The organism is Desulfobacteraceae bacterium (assembly GCA_022340425.1).
Lineage (GTDB): Bacteria > Desulfobacterota > Desulfobacteria > Desulfobacterales > JAABRJ01 > JAABRJ01.
Genome location: JAJDNY010000057.1, coordinates 1 through 24,638 on the forward strand (window position 1 = coordinate 1; position 24,638 = coordinate 24,638).

Here is a 24,638-nt window from a genome sequence, read left to right on the forward strand (position 1 = left end):
GGCTGGCATTACGAATGGATTCAACAGGTGCGGTTTCGTATTTCGATTGACCTCGCAGTGGACTATCCAGGTGCACTTCGGCTGCGTGAATGAATTTATACATTACCGCCTCCTGGGACTGTGGGTCTTATAAAAACCTCTTATTATTCAAAGTATTATCTTGGCTGAGCCATTGAAGCCAAAATTGTGGAGTTATTTCGCCCAAATCCATTTACCTCATCGAGGGGCAGGTCTAATCTGGCTTTGTTCTGATCGCTGACTCGAAAAGGTTGATCGCACCGATCCCTTTTGATGTCAAGGAATTGGTATCGGTTGACATTTTCTTGGAAAGTGGGCTGATCACGGCCCATTTACTATACCTGAATAACACCACATCGCAGGGTAAAATGCTTTTTGCGGATCCAGCAAATATTTGATTTATCTGTATGGATTTTGTAATATGCTGCATCTTTTGCCTTTTATAGCAGGTTGAAATCGTTAAGAAATAAAAATCGGGGTGTTCAAACTCGGTTTCAAGGGGGGGGGGTAACCATGGATATGACCCTGTTTGAAAAAATGGAGGCGCCGGAGCTGCGGGAATATGTCGGCTTTCTGCTGTGGCATTACCGGGTGGTGGACGCCTTCTGGTTCATCAAGGTCGCGGAGGCGTTCGATCAGGCCACGGCTGAGCGGATCAATGAGCGGGTTTGGGGACGGGTCGCTGGCATGGGCGCCAGGGATCTCATTGCCCGCTTCGGCATCCGGGAAAAGGGCCTGGAGGGGTTTGTGAAGGCCCTGCGGTATTTTCCCTGGACGATCCTTGTGGGGTATCAGATCGAGGAACGCCCCGGGGAGGTCCTCATCTCCGTGCCGGTCTGCCCGACCCAGGAAGCCCGGAAAAAACGCGGTTTGGGGGAGTATGTCTGCAAGGAGATGCACCGCCGCGAATTCGAGGGTTTTGCCCGGGAGGTCGACCGTCGGATTCGGGTTGAATGCCTCTTCGCCCCGCCGGACCCCCATCCGCCGGAGATGACCTGTCGCTGGCGCTTTACCCTGGCTGAAGATAAAAGTTAGGAGGTGGCGCATGAAGATAGTTGAAGTCGGACCCCGGGACGGGCTGCAAAACGAGACCGCACCCATTCCAACCGAGGCCAAGATCGCCTTCATCGATGCCCTTTCCCTGACGGGGGTGGGGGAAATCGAGGTGAGCGCCTTCGTCTCGCCCCGCTGGGTGCCGCAGCTCAGCGATGCTCGGGAGGTTTTTGGGCGGATTGACCGCCAGGAGGGGGTGGTCTATTCGGCCCTGGTGCCCAACGAAAAGGGGCTTGAGGGCGCCATCGAGGCCCGGGCCGACAAGGTTGCGATCTTCACCGCGGCCAGCGAGACCTTCAACCGCAAAAACATCAACGCCTCCATTGCGGAATCGTTTCGGCGCTTCAAGCCGGTGGTGGCGGGCGCCCAGCGTGCCGGTCTTCCGGTGCGGGGGTATATCTCCACCGCCTTTTGGTGCGCCTTCGAGGGCAGGATTCCGCCGCAGGCCGCGATCGCCGTGGCCGAAAGGCTCTTGGAGATCGGCGTAAATGAGGTCTCGATTTCAGACACCATCGGCAAAGCCTCCCCGGACGAGGTCAAAAGGTTTCTCGATCTTCTGCTGCCAAAGGTTTCGCTGGACAGGGTGGCCGTTCATTTCCACGACACCTACGGCAGGGGGTGCGAAAACGTTGTGGCCGCGTGGTCGCGGGGGATCCGGATCTTCGACGCCAGCGTCGGGGGCCTTGGGGGGTGTCCTTTCGCCCCGGGGGCCACGGGCAATGTGGCCACCGAAGCGGTGGTGGCGGCCCTGGAGGGCCAGGGCGAGACGGTGGGGGTTGACCGGCGGAAATTGGCCCAGGCCCGCCACCTTCTGGACCCGTTTCTGATCCCTGAGCGGCGCTCCCTGCCCCGATGCGACTCCCCCGCCTGTGCCGCCTGCGAATTTGCGGACCAAAAGGGGTGCAGCGCCGGCCCTCGGCCACGGGGTCAGGGCCGCGGCAAAAAATAATTCCACCTCTTGCTTGTCTTTTGGTTCGTCACCGGCGTTGCATCCGCCGACACATATCCCGATATGCGCCGACGCATGTGCCTTGGTGACGAACCAAAATCCGGCGCCATCTTGTGAAATTATTTCTTACCGCGACCCTTCGCGGCCGTCCCGCTGGCCGGAGGGTTCGCGCAGGTGCCGCGCTGCGCGGGCGATGAGGTAGGCGCTGACCGGGGCGGTGGCGAAGAGAAAGAGGGTGACGAGCAGTTCGTGGAGGCTCAGGCCTTCCCCGCGGCCGCTGAAATGCAGGGCTGAGGCGATGAGGATGCCGCCGACGCCCAGGGTGGTGGCCTTGGTCGGCCCGTGCAACCGGGTGAAGAGGTCGGGCAGGCGGGCCAGGCCGATGGAGCCGATGAGGGCGAAGACCCCGCCGATCAGCAGGAAGAGGGAGATGAGCGCTTCGAGAACGTTTGACGTCATGGGCCACTCCTATTCGATGATGTCGCCGCGCAGGAGGTACTTGCACAGGGCCACGGTGCCGACGAAGCCCATCATGGCGATCAGCAGGGCCGCTTCGAAGAATTCCGTCAGGTCCTGGTGGATGCCCAGGAGGACCAGCAGGGCGATGGTGTTGATGGCCATGGTGTCGAGTGCCAGGATCCGGTCGGGCAGGCCGGGGCCTTGACACAGTCTCCAGAAGTTCAGCACCAGGGCGGCGCCGATGCAGAAGAAGGCCGCCTGGATGGCGATGGTCAGCATGGGAAGATCTCCTTCAGGGGGGCTTCGTAACGTGTCTTGATGCGTGCAACCAGTTCGGCCTCGTCGTCCAGGTCAAGGACGTGGATGAGCAGGGCGCTGCGGTCCGGGGCCAGGCCGGATGAGACCGTTCCGGGGGTAAGCGAGACTGTGTGGGCCAGCACGGTAATGGCGAAATCGTTTCCGAGGTCCAGCGGGAGGTGGATGAAACCCGGGCGCAGGCGCCGGGCCGGGCCGAGGATCAGGCGCGCCACGGCGAGGTTGGCGATGACGATGTCCCAGAGAAACACGGCGATGTAGGCCGCCACGGCCAGGGGGCGGGCCATGCGCGGCCTGTCGGGCCAAAACCGCGCCGTGAAAAGCGGCAGGCCTACCGCCAACACGGCTCCGAGGACCATCTGCCCCGGTGCTGCGGAGTTGGCCAGCAGAAGCCAGACGAGCCAAAGAAACAGGCTGAAGGTCGGCTGCGGGAACCAGGTCTTCATGGCCTCCCCCCTCCCAGGACGGCCTGGATGTAAGCTTCGGGGTTGATGAGCTGTGCCGCGGCTTCACCGGCGTAGCGGGCCACCGGGTCGGCCAGGACCGCCAGGGCAAGGCCGGCCAGGAGAAGCGCCAGCGCCGGTGCGAGCCCGGTCCAGGAGACGGGTGCCCCGGAGATCGATACCCCCTCGGTTCTCCAGAACATTACACTGCCGCAGCGCGCCAGGGCCCACAGGCCCAGCAGGCCGCCGGCTAGGACAACCGTCCACACCCATAAGGCCTGTCCGGTCGTGGCCCCCTGAAGGAGCAGAACCTTGCCGATGAAGCCCGAAGATGGCGGCAGACCGGCCACGGCCATGGCTCCTAGCAGGAAGGCCGTTCCCAGCCTGCCGGCCTGGGAGAGGGGCGGCCCGGGGGCCAAGGTGTCCCCCACGGGACCGCGCTGACGGGCGATGTGACCTGAGAGCAGGAAAAGGCCGCCGCTGACCAGGGTGGTGTGGGGCATGTAGTATAGGGCCGCGGCGATGCCGGCCGCGTTCCACAGGCCGATGCCGGCCAGCAGGGTCCCCACGGAGACGATGACCAGGTGGGCCAGGATTTCCCGCAGGCTCTGGCCGCCCAGGATGCCCAGTGTTCCCCAGACCACGGTGGCCAGCGCCAGGGGCAGGAGCAACCCGGCGGCCTCGGGAAGCGGCCCGCCCGGGGTGAAGATCAGGGACTGGGTGCGCAGGACGGCGTAGACCCCGACCTTGGTCATGATGGCGAAGAGGGCGGCCACGGAGGGCAGCGCGGCGGAGTATAGGCCCGGCAGCCAGGTCATGAGCGGCAGCACGGCGGCCTTGAGACCGAAAACGGTCAGCAGCAGAAGCGAAGCGGCGCGCAGCAGCGCGATTTGCTCGGGGGAGGCGCCTGCCACGGCCCTGGCCAGATCGGCCATGTTGAGGGTGCCGCAGGCGCCGTAGACGGCGCCAAGGGCGACGAGGAAGAGGCTGGAGCCGACGAGGTTCAGGACCACGTAGCGCAGGGCGGCGCGCGTCCGTGCAGGCCCCGAGCCGTGCAGGGCCAGGCAGTAGGAGGCGATCAGGAGGATTTCGAAAAAGACGAAGAGGTTGAAGAGGTCGCCGGTCAGGAAGGCGCCGTTGACGCCTAACAGCTGGATGGGAAAGAGGACGTGAAAGTCCCTGCCGCAGCGGTCGTCGCCGGCGCAGGCATGGACCAGGACGGGCAGGGCCAGCAGGGCCGTGACCAGGAGCATGAGGGCGCTCAGCCGGTCCAGGACCAGTACGATGCCGAAAGGTGCCGGCCAGCCCCCCAGGGCGTAGGTTTCGATCTGGCCCGTGGCGGCCCGCGCCGTCAGCAGGATGGCGGCCAGCAGGACCCCTGCCGTGGAGACGATCGACACGCACCGCTGGGCCGCAAGACCCTTGCGCACGCGCTGCAGGTTGATCATGCCGGCGGCCAGGGGCAGGAGCAGGGGGGCCAGGATCAGGTGGTTCACGGGACGTCTCCTTTGCCGTCGACATGGTCGTTGTTGAGTTCGCCCCGCGCCCGCAGGGCGAGGATGACCACGAAGGCGGTCATGCCGAAACCGATGACGATAGCTGTCAGGACCAGCGCCTGTGGCAGGGGGTCCGCCGTTGGCCCGGCGCCTCCGGCCAGGGGAGGCGCGCCTGTCACCAGCCGCCCGCTGAAGAAAAGAAAGAGATTGACCGCATAGGACAGGAGCGACAGACCCAGGACCACGGTGAAGGTTCTGGCGCGCAGGACGAGGTAGGTCCCGCAGGCCGTCAGCACGGCAACGGCAAGTGCGGCCAGGGCTTCCATTAGGCTTCCCTCCCGGCGCGCGCGCTGCGCCGTTTCAATTTGCCCAGGTTGGCGAGGATCAGCAGGATCACCCCGACCACGGTCAGAAAAACGCCCAGGTCGAAAACCATGGCGCTGGCCAGCTCGAATTCCCCGATCACAGGCAGGTGAACGTGCCCGAAAGCCGAGGTCAGAAAGGGCCGGCCCAGGAAGAGGCTTACGGCTCCCGTGGCCGACGCGATGAGGACGCCGGTGGCGATGAGAGGGTGGAAGGCCTGCCGCCACTGCTTCTGGGTCCAGGTGATGCCGCTTGCCATGTATTGCAGGACCAGGGCCACGGCCGCCACCAGGCCGGCGATGAACCCGCCGCCGGGGGCGTTGTGCCCGCGCAGGAAAAGGTGGGCCGCCACCAGCAGGGCCAGCGGCAGTAGAAAGCGCGTCATCTGAGAGAGGATCAGCGGGTGCCGCTCGCCGGCCCAGGGCCGTCCGTTCTGGTCGGCCTGCGGTACGGGCAGTCGCAGGTTGTACAGAAGGGCGAAAATGCCGATGGCGGCCACCGCCAGGACCGTGATCTCCCCAAGGGTGTCGAAACCCCGGAAGTCCACCAGGATGACGTTGACCACGTTCTTCCCGCCGCCGCCGGGTATGCTCTGATCCATGAAAAAGCCCGAGATGGACGCGTGGGGCCCGGTCAGCATGCCCCAGGCCGCGAAACCGACCCCGCAGCCCATTGCCGAGGCCAGGGCCAGGTCCCGCACCTTGCGCCAGGGCGGGGACTCGGACGCGTGGCGCTGCGGGAGAAAGAAAAGCGCCAGCAGCAGGAGCATGATGGTCACGACCTCGACGGAGAGCTGGGTCAGGGCCAGGTCAGGGGCCGAGAAACGCACGAACGCCAGGGAAACCAGCAGGCCCACCACGCTCAGGGCGACAACGGCCTTCAGGGGCTGCCTGCGCCATAGCACCGTGAGCAGACCGGCGGCCAGCAGAAGCGTTACGCCGATAAGGGACAGGGTGTCCACTGGGGTGCCGGGAATCTGCATGCCGGCGACGGCAGGGGCCAACGGTATGAGCATGGCCGCGGCCGCGGCGGTGAGGAGCAGCCCCGCGGAGCGTTGCAGGGATCCGTTGTCCAGGAAGCCCTGGGCGTCGCCGGCGATCCGGCTGAGAAACCCTTCTGCGGCACGGAACATGGCGGCCGCGTCGGGTCGCAGCGTCATGGCTTCGTGGCAGGCGAAGAGGCGCCGGCGCATGCCATAGAGGGCCAGTCCACCGCCCAGCGCCACGACGCTCATCAGCAGGGGGGTGTTGAAGCCGTGCCAAAGGGCCAGGCTGTATGGCGGCAGGTCGCGGCCGACCACGTTCGCCGCGGCAACCGCGAGGAAGGGGCCCACGGTCATGGCGGGCAGGATGCCCACCAGCAGGCAGAGGCCCGCCAGGATCTCCACGGGGATCTTCATGAAGCGCGGCGGCTCGTGGGGCGGGTATTTGGGAAGGTCCCGGGGCTCGCCATTGAAGAAGACGTCATGGATGAAACGGGCCGAGTAGGCCACCGAAAACACCCCGGCCAGGGTGGCGGCGACGGGGAGGATCCACCCCGCAGAGCCCAGCAGGTTGGCGTGCAGGGTTTCGGCGAAGAACATCTCCTTGGACAGGAACCCGTTCAGCAGGGGCACCCCCGCCATGGCCGCCGATGCGACCATGGCCAGGGTCGCCGTGTGGGGCATGTAGCGCCACAGCCCGTTGATGCGGCGCATGTCGCGGGTGCCGGTCTCGTGGTCGATGATGCCCGCGGCCATGAAGAGCGAGGCTTTGAAGGTGGCGTGGTTGACGATGTGGAAAACCCCGGCGACGGCGGCCAGGGGCGTGTCCAGGCCGAAGAGCAGCGTGATCAGGCCCAGGTGGCTGATGGTGGAATAGGCCAGTAGGCCTTTGAGGTCGTGCTGGAAAAGGGCGATCCAGGCCCCCGCGATCAGGGTGGTCAGGCCGATGCCGCCCACGGCGAAGAACCAGAGGTCCGTGCCGGAAAGAGCCGGGTAGAGCCGGGCCAGGAGGAAGACCCCCGCTTTGACCATGGTCGCCGAATGCAGGTAGGCGCTGATGGGCGTGGGCGCCGCCATGGCCCGGGGCAGCCAGAAATGGAAGGGGAACTGGGCAGACTTGGTGAAGGCCCCGGCCAGGATGAGCGCCAAGGCCGGTGCATAGAGCGTGTGATCCCGGATCAGGTCGCCGCGCTGCAGGATGAGGGATATCCGGTAGGTCCCGGCCGCCTGCGCCAGTAGCAGGAAGCCGGCCAGCAAGGCCAGGCCCCCTGCGCCCGTGACGATCAGGGCCATCCGGGCGCCCCGTCGCGCATCGGCGCGATGCTGCCAGTAACCGATGAGCAGAAAGGAGGAGAGTGAGGTCATCTCCCAGAAGACCAGCAGCAGGAGCAGATTGTCGGACAGGGCCACCCCGAGCATGGCGGCCATGAACACCAGCAGCAGGCCGTAAAGACGGCCCAGGGAATCCTTTTCCGAAAGGTAGTAGCGGGCGTAGAGGACGACCAGCACGCCGATGCCCGCGACGAGCATCACGAACAGGGCGGAGAGCCCGTCCAGGCGCAGGCTCAGGTCGAGACCCGCCCCGGGCAGCCAGGAGAGCTGCACCTGCGCCGGGGTCCCCTGAAAGGCGTGCAGGATGGGCGAGGCGGCCAGCAGGAGGGTGCATGCCGCAACGGCGAGGGCCGCCCAGGTGCAGGCGTTGCGCCCCCATCGTGCGGCCAGGGGCGGCAGCAGGGCGCCCAGGAGGGGAAACGCAATGACAAGCAGGAGATTCATGCTTCTACGGTGGCCGGCTGTTGCATGCCGGCGGGGGCGGTGGTGCTGGGACGTGCCCGCGGGAATTGTCCCTTCAAAGAACCCCCGGCGACACGGCAGTGTCGTATTGCCCTGGATGCCTGAAGATGAGGGTTATTTACATGGCCTGCTGCGAAAGTGCAAGTTCGAACCAAAATCCGGCGCCATCTTGTGGAATTATTTTTTACCACGACCCTGACCGGAAAAAACAGCATCTTGATTTTGGCGGGTACTTACTTTAAACGACTTTAATCGGCGATTTATCGTGGGCGGCGAGGAGAAGCTCGGATGGCTTTGGGGAGCGCAATGCATCTCTGGAGGTTTGCGTTGGCAGCGGCGATTGCTGTGGCGGTGTTGCTCGCGTCATGGCAGGCTAGCGCGCAGGCCAGGGAGGAGGCCGGCAATGCTGCGGCGGAAGAGGCGGCTTCCGGACAGGCTTTCCGGGATTGGTTGGATCTGCTGCGCAACGAGGCGCGCGGCAAAGGCATCTCGGATGCCACCCTGGACGCGGCCCTGGCCGATATTGCGCCGCTGGCGGCCGTGATCGAACTGGACCGGCGCCAGCCCGAGTTTACCCAGACCTTCTGGTCCTACCTCCGTCAGCGGGTCAGCGACGAGCGGGTGAAACGCGGCCGGGCGCTGCTGGCGAAACATCGCGACCTGCTGAACGAAATTTATGCCCAATACGGCGTTCCGCCGCGCTATCTCATCGCCTTCTGGGGACTGGAGACAAATTTCGGCGACTATCTGGGCAGCTTCCCTGTGATCGACGCCCTGGCGACCCTGGCCTACGACCGGCGCCGCGCCCGTTTCTTCCGGGGAGAGCTGCTCGGGGCGCTGCAGATCCTCGAGGAAGGGCACATCGCGCCGGCTGCGATGACGGGCTCCTGGGCCGGGGCGATGGGGCAGATGCAGTTCATCCCTTCCACCTTCATCGGCTACGCCGTGGATCGGACCGGTGACGGGCGCAAGGACATCTGGGGCAGCCTGCCGGATGCCTTCTCATCTGCGGCCAATTTCCTTTTCAAGCTGGGCTGGCGGGCGCAGGAACCCTGGGGCTGGGAGGTGCTCCTGCCGCGGGACTTCGACTTGATGTCGGCCAAGATGCAGATCAAAAAGACGCTGACGGCGTGGTCGGCGCTTGGGGTGCAGCGGACTGACGGCAAGCCATTGCCGCACTTGGAAAGGGAAGGCGCCATCCTGCTGCCCCAGGGCCACAAAGGCCCCGCGTTCCTGGTTTACGACAACTTCCGTACCATCATGCGCTGGAACAATTCCATCAACTACGCCCTCTCCGTCGGCCATCTGGCGGACCGCATCGCCGGGCTGCCTGAGCTTGCGACGGGTCGGGAGGCGGAGCACAAGCCGCTTTCGCGCGACGCGATCGGGGAGATCCAACAACTTCTAAACCGCCTCGGCTTCGAGGCCGGTGCCGTGGACGGCCTGCCGGGTTCCCGCACACGCACCGCGATCCGCGCCTTTCAGCAGAAGCATGGGTTGCCGCCTGACGGCTATCCCGAGCCGGCTTTGCTTCAAAGACTGCGGGCGGCAGCGGCAGCCCTGCCGTGAAAAAGGGTCGATCGGATTTTTTCCGGAAAGCCCTCCGCCGGGTTGTGGCACGGCGAATAATCCTCTGACCGGCTTGAGGCGCGATTGCTCATGAAACGGTGCATCCCATTTCTGATCGCAGCGATGGTTCTGGTTTTGGCGGTTTTTTATCCCGGGTGTTCCTTTGCCTTGCGGAGCTTCCTGATGGAACCCGGGACCGGCGTTTACGGCGTCACGCGCATGGTGCAGGCCCGCGAGCAGGACACGCTGCTTGACATCGCACGTGAGTTCGGGCTCGGGTACAACCAGATCATCGCGGCCAACCCGGGCATCGACCCCTGGGTGCCGCCCCAGGGCAGCCTGGTGCGCCTGCCCCTGACCTTTGTGCTGCCCCGCGAACGCCCGCAATCCGGCGTGCTCGTGAACCTCGCGGAGATGCGCCTTTACTTTTTTTTCGACAACGGCGGGCATGACTTCTTTTTCACCGCGCCCATCGGCATCGGTCGGGAGGGCTACCTGACGGAGATCGGGGAATACAAGGTCAAGAGCAAGACCCCCAACCCGACCTGGGTGGTGCCCGAGTCCATCCGCAGCGAGGAGCCGGATCTGCCGGCCGAAGTTCCGCCGGGCCCGGACAACCCGCTGGGGGATTTCGTCTTCCGACTTTCCAGAAATCTCTACGCCATCCACGGGACCAACAAGCCCTGGGGCATCGGCCGCAGGGTCAGCCACGGCTGCATCCGCATGTACCCGGAGGACGTGGGCGCACTCTACCCGCTGGTGCCGGTGGGCGCCGTGGTCAAGGTCGTCTACGAGCCCGTCAAGTTCGGTTGGGGGAACGGGAAGCTGTGGATCCAGGTCTTCGAGGATTTCGAGGAAAGGCTTGTTTCGCCCCTGGAGAAGGTCGTGGAGGAGCTCCTGGATTACGAGATGGCCATAGGCACCCTGGATGTCGATCGCGAGGCCCTCTTAGGGGCCCTGGACGAGAAGACGGGGGTGCCTATGGCCGTGGCGCGGCTCCGGAAGGAGTAGTGCTATTTTTTAAGGGACTTGTCGAAGATGCGCTCGGCCTTCAGGGCCGCGGCCTCGGCGCGCTCGGACGCCATCTCGGCCCTGGTGGCCGACTGCTCGGCGCTGCCCGCCGCCTTTTCGATGCGCAGGCCCATCTCTTCGAGCCTCTGGCTGGCCGCCTCGGCCCTGTCCGCCGCGGCCTTGGCCTCCTCGGCCGACTGCCGGGTGCTTTCCAGCAGGGCCCTGTCCTCCTGGCTCAGACTGGCACATCCCGCAAGCGCCCCAAGAAAGAAAGCGGCAAAAAACAGCGTCATGGACAACGTTTGGGTCATTTTTTTCGTCATCATCGTTCCTCCTCCTTTGTTTTGAGGGTCGCGGCAAGAAATAATGCCACAATATGGCGAAGGATTTTGGTTCATCATCAAGGCACACCCGTCGGCGCATATCGAGATAGGTGCCGGCGGAGGTAACGCCGAGGACGGGCCAAAAGACAAGCTATAGGTGGAATTGTTTTTTGCCGAGGCCCTGAGTGTTACCATTACCCTTTTAGGACCGTATGTTACCCCCTCCCGATTTTAGAAGTCAATTGCTATTGACGTTGCTGCTGACTTTTTCCGTGACCAGTGCCCTGGCTGCTGACCCCTCAACGGCGCCCAAAAGAGTCCTGGTCATCGACAAAGCCGCACAGAAACTGAGCGTCTTTGTCGACGGCCGGCAGGTGGCCCGGTTCCCCGCCACCTTCGGCATCGACCCCGTTTCGGACAAGCGCAGGATCAACGATCTGGCGACTCCCGAGGGCCACTATTTCATTACCTACAAGAAGAGCCGGACCCGGTTTTACCGCACCCTGGGCCTTTCCTTCCCGAATCTGGCCGATGCCCAGCGGGGCCTGGCCGCGGGCATCGTCTCCGTGGAGGAATACGGGAGGATTCTCAAGGCCGCGCGCAGATCCCGCCCGGCGCCGTGCGACACGGGGCTGGGCTGCGCCATCGCCATTCACGGCGGGGGGGTGTACCGGCAATTCGGGGAGTTCACGGAGAGGGACTGGACCGACGGTTGCGTCGCCCTGGACAACTCGGATATGGCGGTGCTCTTCAACCTTTGCCGGCCCGGGGACCCGGTGCTCATCTTCAACAGCGCCCAAAACCTCTTCGGCCTCATCAGGCCGTTCACCCAGGTGCGCAACCTGGACGACCAGGGCCTGCCGGTCTGCCCTGACGGGGTCTGCGCATACCAGGCCGATCTGCGGACACGGCTGGGCCGGACCGGCGTAACCGTGAGAGAGGGCGGGGCGCATGGATTGTCCCTGGAGGTCGTGGTCCAGGGCGAGGGGGCGAACCTTCCGGCCCTGGTCCTCGTGGACCGCAATGCGGACGGCGAGATGTCTTTTCTGGACAGCGCCGAGGGGCCGATCGCGGATGGGGCAGCGCCGGGGTCGGCCTACGAATTGGTCAGAACTGCGATTGTCGCCGCCCTTTCCTCCGGCGGGATGCCCCGCCTGGATGGCGGGCGATAGCCTGCTGTCTTGGCGCGCCAGGAGGATGGCGCCGGATTGTGGCTCGTCTGCGGGCATGCGTCGCCGCTTTTCCGGGCGCCGTTTCTGACGTGACATTCCAAAGACCGGGGGGTTTAAGGGGTCTTCCTGGGATCAGACCGACCCCGGTGGGTCTGCTCGAGCTCCTTTTCCACCGTGTCGAACCACCACTGCTGCCATCTGGGGCTGAAAGACATGGAGGTGTCCTCGTCGAACTCCCCATGCCGCTTGAGGTTGGCCTCCATGGCGGCGTTGATCTTCTCCTTGACCTGGCGAAACAATTCCGCGCGCACCGCCTGCGGGGTCAGTTGGATCACCATAACCTCGGCTGCCCATTTTTGGGTGTCCCGGGTCAACTGGCGGGCCGCAATCTCCGTGAGCGCGAAGTGGATTTGTTCGTGCTGCAGCACATAGCCCCGCATATTGGGCGCAAGGGTGGGGTTCCACCACGATCGATCGGGCAGCATGACGGCTTCGAAAGCCAGATGTTCAACCTTACCGAAGAAATATCGCTGGCCAAAAAAATCCCCGTTAGTGATTTTGAATCTTGAATCGGCGGTCACGCGCATCATGATCGCCGAATGCGCTTTAATCCGGTCGCCATGCGTCAGCTGGTGTTCCGACAAGGAGGTGGCGCGAAAATCATTCAGGGTGAGGGGCCGGAAGGGGAAGGCCGTCGCGAGCGCCTTATCCGGTTCCTCCGTCTGAACCATGCGCGGCCGGGCATATTCCGGCAACCGGGCGCACGCGGCGATCAGCGCCAGGAGGATGGAGAGAAGCACGTAGCGAAAAACACGGTTCATGGGAACCTCATAACGGCGGCGGGGAGCAGCTGTCAAGCGCTTTGGTGCCGTGCCGGATGTCATTTTCGGTCCGGATGACGGGGCGGCAATTCATGAACCAAAACCGCTGACCACAACCCTTGCCTTTCCGTTGCCGCCGCCCTTGACACCCCGTCATCGGCTTGGCATAGTGAAGCAGCAAAATCATGATCCCAGGCGCATTGACTAGTGACGCTTGCCGGGTCGGCTATCATCGGGGCATATCTGGGGTTCGTTCGGATCATTTGCTCTGTGGCTTGCATACGGGTGTTGCTGCATTCTTGAAAAGGTGTGAGTGGAGGAAGGAAAAAATGGCAAAAACGGAAAATTTTTTGATTGTGGTCAACAGCGGTACGGACAAGCCCTACAATCACTATGCGGCTTATGTGGTGGCTTTCCTGGCCAAACATTCGGCCAAGATCCCCAGCGTGACCATCTACTACGGCCCATACGGCGTGGCGATGACCAAGAAGGGAGAACTCGCCAAACTGCCGATCCAGGGTGAGGTCAAAGAGCTGATCGCCGGGCAGGTGGAGGGTCTTGCCGCTTCGGCCCTGCCGGACAATCTGGAGCAGCTTGCACGTTTCGTGAAAAACCAACTCGGCGTCAACATTGTCTCATGCGGCACTTTCCATGTGATCGACGGTGCCGGCAAGAGCGTGGACGATACCGCCGGAATCGAGGATTTCATCGCCCCGGTGAAGCTGCCCCAGGCGGCCGAAGCGCTCCTGGGCGCCGACAAGATCCATTACCTCTAAGATAACCAAACGCAGCCGCACCCGTTGCAGCCAGGACGAGGCGGGCAGGACCCGCCGGCTTCTGTGGACCCCAGCGGCCACCGATGACGCGATCCCTCCCCCCCGGAAACCACACCCCCGGGGGGCATGTCGGGTTGCATGCTTCATCACTCATTTGGATCGTCCAAAAGAAGGAAAATCGCACCAACAGGAATTTTATTGGGTGCTGAGGCAATCCGCAATTTTTTGGCAAGATAAATTCCCCGACTGCCGTCTGAAAAAACAGCCAAAAACCCCAGCCTTCCCGTCGCGTATGAATCCCTTCCCATGAAGAGTTGGGTCACATCCTTGCCTTCAAGCGGGGTGTCGGTGTCGATGACCCGGCAAAGCCCGTCTGACCCCGATACAAACAGGCCGCTGAAGCCACTGCCGCTGGCGCTGAAAGCCAGCTCACCGCTGTCGGCGGAAACGAACTGGCCAAAACCGGAAAAGGTGCTGCCGCCCGGAGCCGGGTCACCGGTCTGGGCGATTACGCCCAGCGCCCCGCCGTCTCCGACATAAATTCCGCTGCCGTCGCCGACCCCGCGGAAGAAAACCTGGCGCCCGCTGATCACTGGAATTGAGAAACTCGTGAACAACTGGGTACCGCCGGGCACAAAATCGTTTTTGTCGGCGATCTTTGTCAGAGCCCCGTCGATGCGGGCATAAACACCCGAGAGGGGACCAAAACCGCCCCAAAAGGCGACGTTCTGGCCACTGATGTCAGGGTCGCTGAAGCTGCCGAATTCGGTGGGCGCTGACCCCGGCATCGGGGTTGCCGTGTCGGCCACCAGTTCGGTGGCGCCTGCAATTCTGGTGAACACACCGGCAACTCCCGGTCCACCGGTAATGTTGGCCTGAAACGCCAGGTTCGCCCCTTGACGGCTGACGAAAAAGATGGTGGAGAAAGTGCCCCCCGGCGGTGCGGGTTCGCCGAACTGAACGATCTTGTTCAAACTGGTTGAGTCGGCGCTGTAGATTCCGCGCAGCCCGCTTGAGGCCAGTGCAATGATGTCGAGAACCCCTTCACCGAAGGCGAAATCACTGAAAATGGTCGTGATGGTGCCGCCACCGGACACAGGTTCACCTGCAGTGACCACAGGCTCGAGAGTTGCGCCGTCGCCGGCAAAAACACCGTCCACCCCCCCGCCGTCAGCGCGGAAAGCGACCATGAGGGAATTTAGGGCCGGCAAGGACAGGCTGCGGCCATCGAAGCTGTCGCCGCTGCCACCCGGCACGGGCGTGGCGCTGTCGGCAATTTTTACGAACGTGTATTCCGGACAGTCGGCATTTCCGAAAGCCGGCACAAGGCAGGAAAAAAGAACGATCAAAATACCAAGTGGAGAAATCGTTTTCATGTGAATCCTCCTTATGTCCCATCAAGGTCGAAATCAATCGGCGGCGGAAGAGTTGCAGTGTCGAACAGCGACAGGGTCACACCGCCCAAAGGGACGGACGACACCTGAAATCCCCGCCGCTGAGGTGCTGAATTCACGTCCCGAATTGATTCCACCTTTTGAGTTTAGCAAGGGTCAGCGGCTTCCGCTGGCGAATGCCCTTCGGCCCCGCGGTGGGAAAGCCGGGTCTGGTTTCCCCGCCGCCGGCTTGAAAAAACCAATCGATTATCTTATGTGCCATGGAAAGCCTCCTTCCGTGGTTTTGCCAGAAGCGAAGATTAGCCGGGCGCGCAGCGACTGGGGCGGATGGCCCGGGTTTGGACCCGGCATGATGGTGAACTTGCAGGGTGTGGCCCGGCGTGCCCACAGCCCTGGACGCCGCCAAGGTCCGGCGTGGTGAGTGTTTCAATCGCTGGCAGTGCAAGGATTCTTCGGCAAGTCTCCCGATGATCGGAAATGGTTACCTCATCGTGCTGCGAATCAGTCTCCGACTCTGGGTCGGGGCAGGAAAAAGATCCAGGGCGGTAGCGGTCTGGGGATCGTCTGAATGGCACCTCAACGCTGGTCGACAGAGCTCGTCCTCGCTGCGGTGAGGTATAAGGGGCCCATCGACCGGTGGGATCGGGAAATGTTTCGGGCAGGTTCCCAAGCCTTACGAGAGTCGTTGTTCGGGCTAGTGGGGTGGCGATTTACCTGGAATGAAACGGGGAAAGATAACCCTGCCTCTATTCAACTTAGGGGTAAGCCCACAACCCGCCCTTGTCAAGAAGGCTCCGCCAGGTTGCAGGCTACGGGGGAAATCACGTCCAATCGAGGAGGTGCGGGCGTGGGCGGGTGGCGCTCCACATGAAGAGCGGCAACGGCGGCTTTCGCCTTGCTCCGCGAGGCATGGCTGTCCGTGGGATTGGCGCTGCCCTGCGGCGACTTCTTTGCCTCGATTTTTTTCGGGACCCCCGGAAAGGAGGGCCTTGATGGACTGGTTTTTCAAAATCGTGACCTGGGCCGGCTCGGCCTGGGTGCTCTTCCCCCTTGCCGTGGTCATCGCCGGCATCCTGTGGCTTCGCGGCAGAGGAACCGATGCCGTGCTCGTTTTCGGGGGGTTGCTGGGGGCCTCGGCCTTGGTCCATGGGCTCAAGCGCCTTTTCGCCCGGCCGCGTCCCGATGTTCCGGAGCTTCTGGTGGCCATGCCCCCGGATTTTTCCTTCCCCAGCGCCCACACTGCCCAGGCCGTGGCCTTCGCCCTTGCCTGCGCCGTGGCCGCCAGCCGGGATGTTGCCACCCCCACAGGGATGCTGGTCTGGGGGACGCTGATCATAACGGCGGCACTGGTGGGAATTTCCCGGGTCTACCTCCAGGTTCACTATATCTCGGACGTCGTCGCCGGGGCGATACTTGGCGTCGCCTGGGTGCTGGCCTTGAACTGGCTGCTGAAGTGTTCCGCACCAAGGCTCTGAGGCGATTTTAGCGCGACCCGAAATGCATGGCCCGCCGGCGATCGGCGTCGCCCCTGCAAGGAGAGGACTCTTTGAGAAACAAATTCCTGGGTACGGGTGAATCGGGTTTCCATCCCATCCGAAAGGTCGGGGTGGTCCTCTCGGGCCTGAGGTACGCCATTCGCTACGACTTCAGCGTCACCTACAAGCTCATCATCTCGGTGGCCGTGCTGTCGGTCTTTTTCTTTTTTCGGCAGTGGGTTGATTTTCTACTCCTGGCGGCGGCGACGGCCATGATGCTGCAGGCGGAGCTGTTCAACAGCGCCATCGAGGCCCTCTGCGACTTCATCACCGCCCAGGAAAGCCGCAAGGTCAAGGTCATCAAGGACATTTCCGCCGCCGCGGCCGGGGTCAGCATCCTGCTGTGGGGGATCATTCTGGGCATCGAAACCTATGAGCTGCTGCGGCTCTTTTCGATTTTCCCTTGAGCCCGCCTGCAGGTTCCCCGATGGGTACCAAGGCCCCTTGCGAGGGCGGCCGCGGTGTTGCAGCCGGGCGGTTCGGTCGCCTTGGCCGGGGGGCCCTCACGGGCTCGCCTCGGTTGTCCCGTTCGATGTCATTTTTTTCGGGGTGTTTTACCGGTTTTCGGCGCCGCCGGCTTTTTCGTGGTGGGCTTCTTGGCCGCCGCTTTCTTGGGAGCGGTCTTCTCGCCGGCCTCCGTTTTCGCTGATGGTGGCTTCGTCGCGGCTTTCCTGCCGGCTGCTTTCTTCACCGCGGCCTTTTCCGCCGCAGCCGGCTTGGCCGCCGCCTTTTTGTTGCTGGGCTTGGGGGGTGTAACCTTTTGTTTTGCCGGCGTTGAAGCCGCTTTTCGGGGCTTTGCCTTGGACGGCGGCCGCTTGGCGCCCACAGCGGCGCGCCTTTTGCGGGCAGCCGGTTCGGCCGGGACGGCATCATCGTCCGCAGAGGCGCCGCCCATGTCGATGTCGACCCCGAAGAGAGACGAAAGGCCTTCGGTTTCCAGCACCCGGCCCCTGCGCCTCTTGCCGGCGGCTGGCGGCTGATCGACCGCGGCCGCGACCATCTCGGCCGGGTCCACCCCGCGCAGGGTGAACAGCAGTTCGGGCTCGTGGTCCAGACGGGCGCCGACGCCGTAAAGGGTCGCGGCCACATGTTTGCACACGGTGGCCCAATCGGGGCACGAGCAGCCGATCGTGATCTCACTCGGGGAGGGGAAGAGCCCCTCGCCCTTGCGGGTTACGACCGCCATTACACCCGTGGCGATGGCCCCCTGGAGGAGCTCCACCAGGGAGTCGATCTGACCCGCGCAGCGGGCTTTGATCTCCCCCCACTGCTTCTCGGCCAGGGGCGCGATCCCGATCTCCACTTCGTAGATGCGCGATCCGCTGACCAGGGCGCACACGCGGCCGGCCTCGATTTGCAGGTCGATGACCGAGCCGTTGCGTACGTAGGTCCGCCCCCGCGGGAGGCGGTTGGCGTAGTCGCTGTAGGCTTCCAGGTTCTGGCACCACGCCTCGCCCCAGAAGGTGGCGGCGATCTTGCGCCCCGTGATTTCGATCGGTGCCAGGTCGTGCCCGGCCTTTTTCATCTTGGCGGCCTTTTTCGCCGCCTGGCGGCGGCGCTCGGCCACCGGCACGTAAGGTCGCCAGTTGCCGTAGGATCTCCGGCCCATGGGCTCACCTCTGCTTGCCATGCGCGCTGCGGGATGGCGTCCCGACCGCGCTTTAGGGTCTACTCCGCGAGGGCGCTCTTCAGATCGAGCGCCACCATCGACATCAGCTCCGCGTTGCTCATCTCGGTCAAGGCCGATTCGGCGCCGCCGGACAGAATTTCATCGGAGAGCTTCTGCTTGCCGGCGATCAACTGGTCGATGCGCTCCTCCAGCGTGCCCCGGCAGACGAACTTGTGAACCAGCACGTTTTTCTTCTGACCGATGCGGAAGGCGCGATCCGTGGCCTGGTTTTCCACCGCCGGGTTCCACCAGCGGTCGAAGTGGATCACGTGCGAGGCCGCCGTCAGATTGAGCCCGGTGCCGCCGGCTTTGAGCGACAGTACCATGAAGGGCACGCGGTCGTCTTCCTGAAAATTTCTCACCAGCCCCTGGCGTTTTTTGACCGGCGTGCCACCGTGCAGAACGAGGCCGCCGCGGCCGAAGACCTCGGCCAGAAACCCGGCCAGCGGTTCGGTCATCTCGCGGAACTGCGTAAAGACCAGCAGCTTGTCCTGGCGGGCGGCGATGGATTCACCCAGTTCGCGCAGACGGGTGAACTTACCGCTGTCGACCGGCTCGTATCCGCCGTCGCCGAGCCAGTGCGAGGGGTGGTTGCAGATCTGTTTGAAGCGCATCAAAAAGGCCAGGACCACGCCGCGGCGCGCGATCCCCTCCAGCGCCTCGATCTGGCGGCGCATCGCCTCCACGGACTGCTGGTAGAGTGCGGCCTGCTGTTTGCTGAGCAGGCAAAAGGCGTTGACCTCGGTCTTGTCGGGCAAGTCGGCGATGACGCGCTTGTCGGTCTTCAGACGCCGCAGGATGTACGGCTGCACCAGCCGGCGCAGCGGCGCGTAGCCCTGTTGGCGCGATGCCATGGACTTGCACAGCGCGTTGAACGCCTTGGCTGAGCCCAGCAGGCCGGGATTGAGGAAGTCGAAAATCGACCACAGATCGCCCAAGCGGTTTTCCACCGGCGTCCCGGTCAGCGCCAGGCGCCAGCCTGCCGGGATCGCCTTGACCGCCTGGGTCTGCTTGGAGCCGGGGTTCTTGATGGCCTGCGCCTCGTCGAGGATCAGGCTGCGCCATGGGAAGGCCTTCATCCAGGCCGTGCGCATGGCCGTGCCATAGGTGGTGATCACCGCGTCGTGGGCCGCCACCCGCTTTTGGGGCAGCTTCTTCAACTCGTCCGAGGGCATGTGCGAGGGGTGGGCGATGAGCACCTTGAGCTCGGGGACGGCGCGTTCGATCTCCAGGCGCCAGTTGTCCACCAGCGATGCCGGGACCACCAGCAGATCGGTCCCCTGCCCCCGGTTGCGGCGGCTGATGGAAAGAATCGCCAGCACCTGGATCGTCTTGCCCAGGCCCATGTCATCGGCCAGGCAGCCGCCCAGCTCCAGGCTGCGCAGGGCCGAAAGCCACTGCACCCCCAGCTTCTGGTAGGGGCGAAGGGTCACCCGCAACCCCGCCCCGGCTTCGATCTCCGCTCGCAGCTCGGGTGAGCGCAGGTCTTCCAGGCGTTTTGAAAGCCACTTGCCGGCGATGACCTCCGACCATTCCGGCCGCGCGTCCTCGGCCGCCTGGTCATCGCCGCCGAGGCGGACGCCGGAAAGCAGGCGCATGGCCTCACCGAAGCTGACGCCGCCCGCCTGGGCCTGCCGCTGGACGTCGCGCCACTGGGCGAGCACCTGGGAGAGCTTGTCGCGGTCGACCTCGACCCATTTGCCCTTGATCAGCACCAGGCCGTCGCTGGCGGTAAGAATCTCATCGGCCTCCCGCGGGGTGAGCTTCTCGCCGTCCAGGGTGAGCGTCACATCGAAGTCCAGCAGGGCTTCCATCCCGAGTTTCGACGGCGCCTTGCCGCCCACCGCGACCGAGACCTTGGGCCGGGGTCTGTTCTTGGCGCGCCACCAGTCGGGCATGCGCACCACCAGCCCGGCCTGTTCGTAGAGGGCGATTTCGCAGAGGAAGCGGTGGGCCTCCCGCGGCGTCCAGGAAAGGGGGTGGTAGATGTCGCCGGACTCCACCAGCTCGCGGATGAACGTGCTCCGGGCGGCGGTTCGGGAGAGGGGGGCCAGCAGGGCGAGCAGCTTCTGCCGGTTTCGGGCCCCGGCGTAGTCCTTGAGGGCCCTGCCCAGCGGCAGGTGTTGCGGCTTGGCCTGCTTGGAGACCCGGTGCACGTAGGTGGCGAGAAAGGCGAAGGGATAGGCCGGATCACGTTTGTTCTCGGCCAGGTGGAAGCAGACACGGCCCACCACGTGCCAGACCGAGCTGTGCTTCTGCAGGTAGCCCTGGACGCCGTCCGGTTGTTCCTTGGCCTGGGCCGACAGCGCGGTTCCCATGTCGGACCAGATCTCCCCCAGAAGTGCCGCCGAAAGGGTCTCGGCGCCCTGCATCGGGGGTGCGGCCTGGGCCAGGTCCGCGAGCTCGTCGGGGTCCGGTTCGGGGACGACCAGGGTTTTCGGGTCGGTGGGGTCCAGCGCAGCGCACACCCGGCCGACGAAAAGGCGCCCCAGATCGCGCCAGTAAGCCAGCTCCGGGGAAAGATCGCTCAAAAGCTCCGCCGCCCCGAGATGCAGCACGCCGTGGCCGCGGTCGGTGCCGAAGGCCGCGAGGATCCGCTCGGCGGTCTTGGCCGCGATTGGAGGGCCGTCCTCGGGCGCCCCCGGCCGGACATCGATTCGGCCGCTGGGGGTTAGGCGGCAGACCAGGGTTTCATCGCCGTGGCGGGCGTCATCCAGGGGCGGCTGACTCACGGGCGCTTTGCCCTCGCATGCGGCGCACTCTTGGTGAGCCGCTGCGGCCTCGGGATTGCGCGCAGCGCTGCGGCCCGGGTGTTTAGCGGTGATGGCACTGGCGTCATTTTTTTTATAATTCCCTCACACGGGGTTTCCTGTGGCTTTCCCCGGGAGGGTGAAACGGCCCCTTGCCGGGCCACACGAAGTGCCTGGCGTAGGCCTCCTCGAGCTTCGGGTCCCCGGTCTTGGTGAACCGCAGGCGTTGGGCGGGCCCCTTGCCCCGGCGCATGTAGGCCGTGACCGAAGGCACGAGATTCAGGTCGTGGGCGTGAAACCGCAGGATCCGCAGCAGCCGCGACAGGCGGGTGAGATTGCAGTTGACCACCTTCTCCAGGTAGGGGATTCGGCCGCGATGCCAGGCTTCCAGGTCCTTCGGGTCTAGAAGCCCCATGGCGACGAGAACGTCCGCCGGGGCCACAACCTTCCCGCGGGCCAGCAGCTTCTCGACGGCGCGCGTCACCCGCGGATAGAGTTTGTCGTCGCGGTAGGTTCCGATGCTGACAAGCGCTTTTGGGTTTTTGGGCTGTTGGCTCATCGCGCACCAATTTAGATCACGCCCTTTTCAAGATCGAGTATTGGCCTCTCCCGGTTTTCCGCCTTTTCCAATTTAGCCCTCTGGCTGTGAACCAGTATTTCCCGGCTTATTCGGAGGAGAAATCCAAGTCGGGATAGAGTTTCCTGGCGCAATCGGGGCAGATACCGTGGCTGAATTCGGCCTCGGAATGGTCCCGGATGAATGTTTCGATCTGATTCCAGTAGCCTTTGTCATCCCGGATCTTTTTGCAGGAGGCGCAGATCGGCAGCAAGCCGCTGAGGGTTCGAATCTTGGCGATCGCCCCCTGCAGTTCCCCGATCAGCCTCTCGCGTTCTTTTTCCAGACGCTTGGCGGCGGTAATGTCTCTGATCGACTCGATGGAACCGATCACATTTTCCTGAGCATCGTAGAGCCTGGAGGCGGTGGACGCAAAATATCGCGCCCCGCCCTCCATGGACGGATGGAAAGATTCGCTGGCAACCAACACCCCAGCTTCCTCCTTGAGGCTCAAATAATCCTTTTCCCAGTGCGCGTCGCGCCTAAGCGCCAGGTCGATCAGCATCGGGCGGGGCTCTCCATAGAACGGCACCGCATAGGCGTAGCCGCCTCTTCCGATCATGTCCTTTTTGTCGATGCCGGTGATCCTCTCCACGGCCCGGTTCCATGCGATCACTTTGCCGTCGGTGTCGATCACCCAGGTGGGATCGGGGAGAAACTCGATGATGTCGGTCAGTCGCCGCTCCGAGTTCGCCAGCGCTTGTTCGGCCTGCTCGCGTTCCTCGATCTCTTCCCGGAGATGCGTGTTTACACGCTGTAATTCATCAGTTCGCTCGACGAGCTGATCGGCGAAGGTTTCCTTCAATACGACGAGTTCCTTGATCGAGCTGTTGATGCGTTTGGCCGTCGTGAACGTCAGCAAGGCGAAAAGCACCGTCATCGCGCCCATGGCCAGGTGAAGGGCGTCACCGAACATCAGAAAGCGGATGGTGATGGGCGCCAGCGCCGGAATGCTGAACGTCAGGAAAACGGGGATGAGCGGTGAAAAGACGCCAACCGCCCCCGCGACCATGCCGGCCAGCACAAAGGCGACGAACACCTGGTGGGCCACCGAGTTCGCCGGAAAAAGGAAGATCGCCGTAGACCCCCACAAAAGGCCCATGGCGCCAAGACCGATCCACAGCAGCCGCCCCCATCGGCGGATTTCCGCTTCCCGGTCGGGGGTCTTAAAAAATTGCAGATTCAAAAAAAGCCTGACCAGGGAAATCCCCAATACCATCGAAAACCACACCACCAATTTCCACCGCTGGATCTGGCCCAACAGAATAAGGACAAGGATCGATGCGTTCACGACCGTTGCCAGGATGCCGATGTTGGATCGTGCATAGACCTGGGTGACCAGAATGGCTTGGATGCGGTCATCCGATGGGCGCGCTGTGTCTTTTTGTGGATTCACGCGACAGTCCAAAGTTCAGCGACATCAAGCCGCTGAAGGCAAGTGATCTGCCGGCTTGTTCACCGGTTGTTGACAGCCAATTTTACCCCGAAACCAATCAGAGCGATTCCGGCCAAACGCGTGGCGAGCAAGCGTAGGCATCGCCATTGGGAAAGTCGCCGCGCGACGGCATTGCCGACCAGCACCAAACTGGTTTGGTACAGAAGGCTTATGGCTGTAACATGTCCCATCAGCGCCAAAAGTGACATCGGGGTCGACTCCGCGCTTAGAAAGAGGGGGAAAAAGGCCATGAAAAAAATGATGACTTTTGGATTGGTGAGGCTAACGGCGAAAGCTTGCAGGAAATAGGCCCAATTTCCTTCCCCTGGGGACGTATCGGTCGGGTTGCCTGATACTGATGTTCGCAGAAGTTTTAAACCAATCCAACCCAAGTAGACAGCTCCGAGCCATTGGGCACTGTTTAATACACCGGGATATGCGCTCAGAATCGCGGCCAAACCGAGCACTGCGGCCAGCATATAGATGAAATCCCCCGAAAGTGTTCCAAAAACCGCTTTCATTCCGCCGCCAGCCCCCTGCCGGGCGGTGGCATTCAAAATAGTGATGGTTCCCGCTCCCGGAATGATTTGAAAAGCGACGACCGCCATGATGAAACTGCTGTAATTCTGGATATGAAACATTTTCTTTCCTATCGAATCCTTAAGCTCCGGATAACCGGATGGCAATGAGTGCCATGGAATTGGCTGTCCGCGCCAATGCGCATGTTGAACGAGTCTGCTAAGTGGGGTAAAAGATGAAAATGGTGTATGCGCCAAAAAGGCTCGCCACACATTATCAATTAATAAATTCCGATAGAACTTCCTTTAGCAATTCATCGATCTCTCGAATATTTTCTAAAACATCTTTCGGCGTTTTTCCCTGTACACAAATATTCCTGATGATCAAGAGTAGCGGTGGCATTCTTCGCAGGTTTCGTACAGTCTCCCAGCTCATTGCTTCGTCGATATGGAATATTGCACGATCCCATCCTTCGAATCCTGCCGCATCAACTACCGAAGATCTAAGCAGACCCCATGCACCTTGAAGATCGGAAAGAATTGTCTTTTGGTACCCAGTTGACTCTTTTGTAAATGACATGGTTTGATCCTATTTTTACGCCAACGTTGGAGTTGTGAGGCTGAAATCATTCGCCAGCAGCTGAGACTCGTTGGCCGAACTCGTCTATTTTGAAAAATACTTCACACTCTCAATGTTTCGAAAGTCTGAATCTTGCGTCCAAATTACACATCCGTATGCTTGTGCCGTAGCCAAAATGATACTATCAGCCATTGGAAGATTGTGCCGCAGACTTAGCTTGGCTGCATTCATGGCGATACCGGCGGTAAGGTCGACAATTTTTCCCTTCTGCATTGCTGCAACGACTTGGAGTGCTTCATTTTCGCCGGACTCTCGAAGGGCGACCTTGAAAACTTCGTAGATCGTGATGACGGGAACAATTAAAGAGGATGTGTCATTGAGGGGAGGTAAGAAGAGTTCCGCATTCGGCCCGTCGGAAAAATATTCCAGCCAACCCGAGGAGTCGAGAATATTCATACCCGATCTTCCTCGCGTTCTAAGTGTGTGTCGATTCCCTTGAGAAAACCCCTAAGTTCAGAAATATCCCGATCTGGTATCAGCTCGATGCGCCCCTCATATTTGATAACCCTCATTTTTTGGCCAGGCCGGAGCCGCAAT

The 24,638-nt window shown here is 62.6% G+C and carries 24 protein-coding genes; 8 read left to right on the plus strand and 16 right to left on the minus strand.

The features are described 5' to 3' along the window. The first annotated feature begins 531 nt into the window (after nucleotides 1–531). Together LJE63_05415 and LJE63_05420 are read left to right on the plus strand one after the other, a co-directional pair. Nucleotides 532–1,053 (plus strand): DUF6125 family protein, encoded by a 522-nt coding sequence (locus tag LJE63_05415; GenBank protein ID MCG6906045.1) that lies wholly within the window; start codon nucleotides 532–534, stop codon nucleotides 1,051–1,053. 10 nt (nucleotides 1,054–1,063) lie between these two features. Then, entirely contained in the window at nucleotides 1,064–2,020 is a 957-nt protein-coding gene (locus LJE63_05420) for a hydroxymethylglutaryl-CoA lyase (GenBank protein MCG6906046.1), read from the plus strand. Between the two features lie 126 nt (nucleotides 2,021–2,146). Here the strand turns inward: LJE63_05420 and LJE63_05425 are convergent, their stop codons facing one another. Genes LJE63_05425 through LJE63_05450 form a run of 6 tightly spaced genes read right to left on the minus strand, consistent with a single transcriptional unit; the run spans nucleotide 2,147 to nucleotide 7,854 of the window. Further along, nucleotides 2,147–2,479, minus strand: a complete 333-nt coding sequence (locus LJE63_05425; GenBank protein MCG6906047.1) for a Na+/H+ antiporter subunit G — start codon at nucleotides 2,477–2,479, stop codon at nucleotides 2,147–2,149. A gap of 9 nt (nucleotides 2,480–2,488) precedes the next feature. Continuing rightward, the gene (locus tag LJE63_05430) at nucleotides 2,489–2,758 is read right to left on the minus strand and encodes a K+/H+ antiporter subunit F (protein ID MCG6906048.1); all 270 of its coding nucleotides are present in this window, start codon (nucleotides 2,756–2,758) and stop codon (nucleotides 2,489–2,491) included. Further along, nucleotides 2,752–3,240 (minus strand): Na+/H+ antiporter subunit E, encoded by a 489-nt coding sequence (locus LJE63_05435; GenBank protein MCG6906049.1) that lies wholly within the window; start codon nucleotides 3,238–3,240, stop codon nucleotides 2,752–2,754. The genes LJE63_05430 and LJE63_05435 overlap by 7 nt, the downstream gene beginning before the upstream one ends. Then, complete coding sequence (locus LJE63_05440; GenBank protein ID MCG6906050.1) at nucleotides 3,237–4,733, minus strand: monovalent cation/H+ antiporter subunit D; 1,497 nt, start codon at nucleotides 4,731–4,733, stop codon at nucleotides 3,237–3,239. Before LJE63_05440 ends, LJE63_05435 begins: the two co-directional genes overlap by 4 nt. After that, the gene (locus LJE63_05445) at nucleotides 4,730–5,059 is read right to left on the minus strand and encodes a Na+/H+ antiporter subunit C (protein MCG6906051.1); all 330 of its coding nucleotides are present in this window, start codon (nucleotides 5,057–5,059) and stop codon (nucleotides 4,730–4,732) included. The genes LJE63_05440 and LJE63_05445 overlap by 4 nt, the downstream gene beginning before the upstream one ends. Next, a complete protein-coding gene (locus tag LJE63_05450) occupies nucleotides 5,059–7,854 on the minus strand; it encodes a monovalent cation/H+ antiporter subunit A (protein MCG6906052.1) in 2,796 nt (931 codons plus the stop codon). Before LJE63_05450 ends, LJE63_05445 begins: the two co-directional genes overlap by 1 nt. A gap of 345 nt (nucleotides 7,855–8,199) precedes the next feature. On the opposite strand from LJE63_05450, the gene LJE63_05455 reads away from it, so the two are divergent. Both LJE63_05455 and LJE63_05460 read left to right on the plus strand, forming a co-directional pair. Beyond that, nucleotides 8,200–9,441 (plus strand): lytic murein transglycosylase, encoded by a 1,242-nt coding sequence (locus LJE63_05455; GenBank protein ID MCG6906053.1) that lies wholly within the window; start codon nucleotides 8,200–8,202, stop codon nucleotides 9,439–9,441. A 183-nt stretch (nucleotides 9,442–9,624) separates the two neighbouring features. Further along, on the plus strand, nucleotides 9,625–10,452 hold the full coding sequence (locus tag LJE63_05460) for a L,D-transpeptidase family protein (GenBank protein ID MCG6906054.1): 828 nt from the start codon (nucleotides 9,625–9,627) through the stop codon (nucleotides 10,450–10,452). A 2-nt stretch (nucleotides 10,453–10,454) separates the two neighbouring features. Here LJE63_05460 and LJE63_05465 read toward each other — a convergent pair whose 3' ends face one another. Continuing rightward, a complete protein-coding gene (locus LJE63_05465; protein ID MCG6906055.1) occupies nucleotides 10,455–10,778 on the minus strand; it encodes a hypothetical protein in 324 nt (107 codons plus the stop codon). 245 nt (nucleotides 10,779–11,023) lie between these two features. On the opposite strand from LJE63_05465, the gene LJE63_05470 reads away from it, so the two are divergent. Next, the gene (locus LJE63_05470; GenBank protein ID MCG6906056.1) at nucleotides 11,024–11,947 is read left to right on the plus strand and encodes a L,D-transpeptidase; all 924 of its coding nucleotides are present in this window, start codon (nucleotides 11,024–11,026) and stop codon (nucleotides 11,945–11,947) included. Between the two features lie 113 nt (nucleotides 11,948–12,060). Here LJE63_05470 and LJE63_05475 read toward each other — a convergent pair whose 3' ends face one another. Next, complete coding sequence (locus LJE63_05475) at nucleotides 12,061–12,831, minus strand: hypothetical protein (GenBank protein MCG6906057.1); 771 nt, start codon at nucleotides 12,829–12,831, stop codon at nucleotides 12,061–12,063. A gap of 266 nt (nucleotides 12,832–13,097) precedes the next feature. Here LJE63_05475 and LJE63_05480 point away from each other — a divergent pair, with 266 nt between their 5' ends. Then, on the plus strand, nucleotides 13,098–13,544 hold the full coding sequence (locus LJE63_05480; protein ID MCG6906058.1) for a hypothetical protein: 447 nt from the start codon (nucleotides 13,098–13,100) through the stop codon (nucleotides 13,542–13,544). A gap of 146 nt (nucleotides 13,545–13,690) precedes the next feature. Here LJE63_05480 and LJE63_05485 read toward each other — a convergent pair whose 3' ends face one another. After that, entirely contained in the window at nucleotides 13,691–14,920 is a 1,230-nt protein-coding gene (locus LJE63_05485) for a hypothetical protein (protein ID MCG6906059.1), read from the minus strand. A gap of 1,010 nt (nucleotides 14,921–15,930) precedes the next feature. On the opposite strand from LJE63_05485, the gene LJE63_05490 reads away from it, so the two are divergent. Both LJE63_05490 and LJE63_05495 read left to right on the plus strand, forming a co-directional pair. Beyond that, the gene (locus tag LJE63_05490) at nucleotides 15,931–16,413 is read left to right on the plus strand and encodes a phosphatase PAP2 family protein (protein ID MCG6906060.1); all 483 of its coding nucleotides are present in this window, start codon (nucleotides 15,931–15,933) and stop codon (nucleotides 16,411–16,413) included. A 71-nt stretch (nucleotides 16,414–16,484) separates the two neighbouring features. Continuing rightward, nucleotides 16,485–16,880 (plus strand): diacylglycerol kinase, encoded by a 396-nt coding sequence (locus tag LJE63_05495; protein MCG6906061.1) that lies wholly within the window; start codon nucleotides 16,485–16,487, stop codon nucleotides 16,878–16,880. A gap of 128 nt (nucleotides 16,881–17,008) precedes the next feature. Here the strand turns inward: LJE63_05495 and LJE63_05500 are convergent, their stop codons facing one another. The 7 genes from LJE63_05500 to LJE63_05530 form a co-directional block, all read right to left on the minus strand. Then, entirely contained in the window at nucleotides 17,009–18,082 is a 1,074-nt protein-coding gene (locus LJE63_05500) for a hypothetical protein (GenBank protein ID MCG6906062.1), read from the minus strand. A gap of 59 nt (nucleotides 18,083–18,141) precedes the next feature. Further along, entirely contained in the window at nucleotides 18,142–20,874 is a 2,733-nt protein-coding gene (locus tag LJE63_05505; GenBank protein MCG6906063.1) for a DEAD/DEAH box helicase, read from the minus strand. A 112-nt stretch (nucleotides 20,875–20,986) separates the two neighbouring features. Next, on the minus strand, nucleotides 20,987–21,451 hold the full coding sequence (locus LJE63_05510; GenBank protein ID MCG6906064.1) for a hypothetical protein: 465 nt from the start codon (nucleotides 21,449–21,451) through the stop codon (nucleotides 20,987–20,989). A gap of 106 nt (nucleotides 21,452–21,557) precedes the next feature. Then, nucleotides 21,558–22,904 carry a PAS domain S-box protein gene (locus LJE63_05515; GenBank protein MCG6906065.1) on the minus strand — a complete coding sequence of 449 codons (1,347 nt, stop codon included), beginning with the start codon at nucleotides 22,902–22,904 and terminating at the stop codon, nucleotides 21,558–21,560. A gap of 59 nt (nucleotides 22,905–22,963) precedes the next feature. Continuing rightward, a complete protein-coding gene (locus LJE63_05520; GenBank protein MCG6906066.1) occupies nucleotides 22,964–23,584 on the minus strand; it encodes a LysE family transporter in 621 nt (206 codons plus the stop codon). Nucleotides 23,585–23,738: 154 nt separating this feature from the next. Then, nucleotides 23,739–24,041 (minus strand): hypothetical protein, encoded by a 303-nt coding sequence (locus LJE63_05525; protein MCG6906067.1) that lies wholly within the window; start codon nucleotides 24,039–24,041, stop codon nucleotides 23,739–23,741. An 84-nt stretch (nucleotides 24,042–24,125) separates the two neighbouring features. Next, entirely contained in the window at nucleotides 24,126–24,497 is a 372-nt protein-coding gene (locus tag LJE63_05530) for a type II toxin-antitoxin system VapC family toxin (GenBank protein MCG6906068.1), read from the minus strand. Nucleotides 24,498–24,638 lie beyond the last annotated feature (141 nt).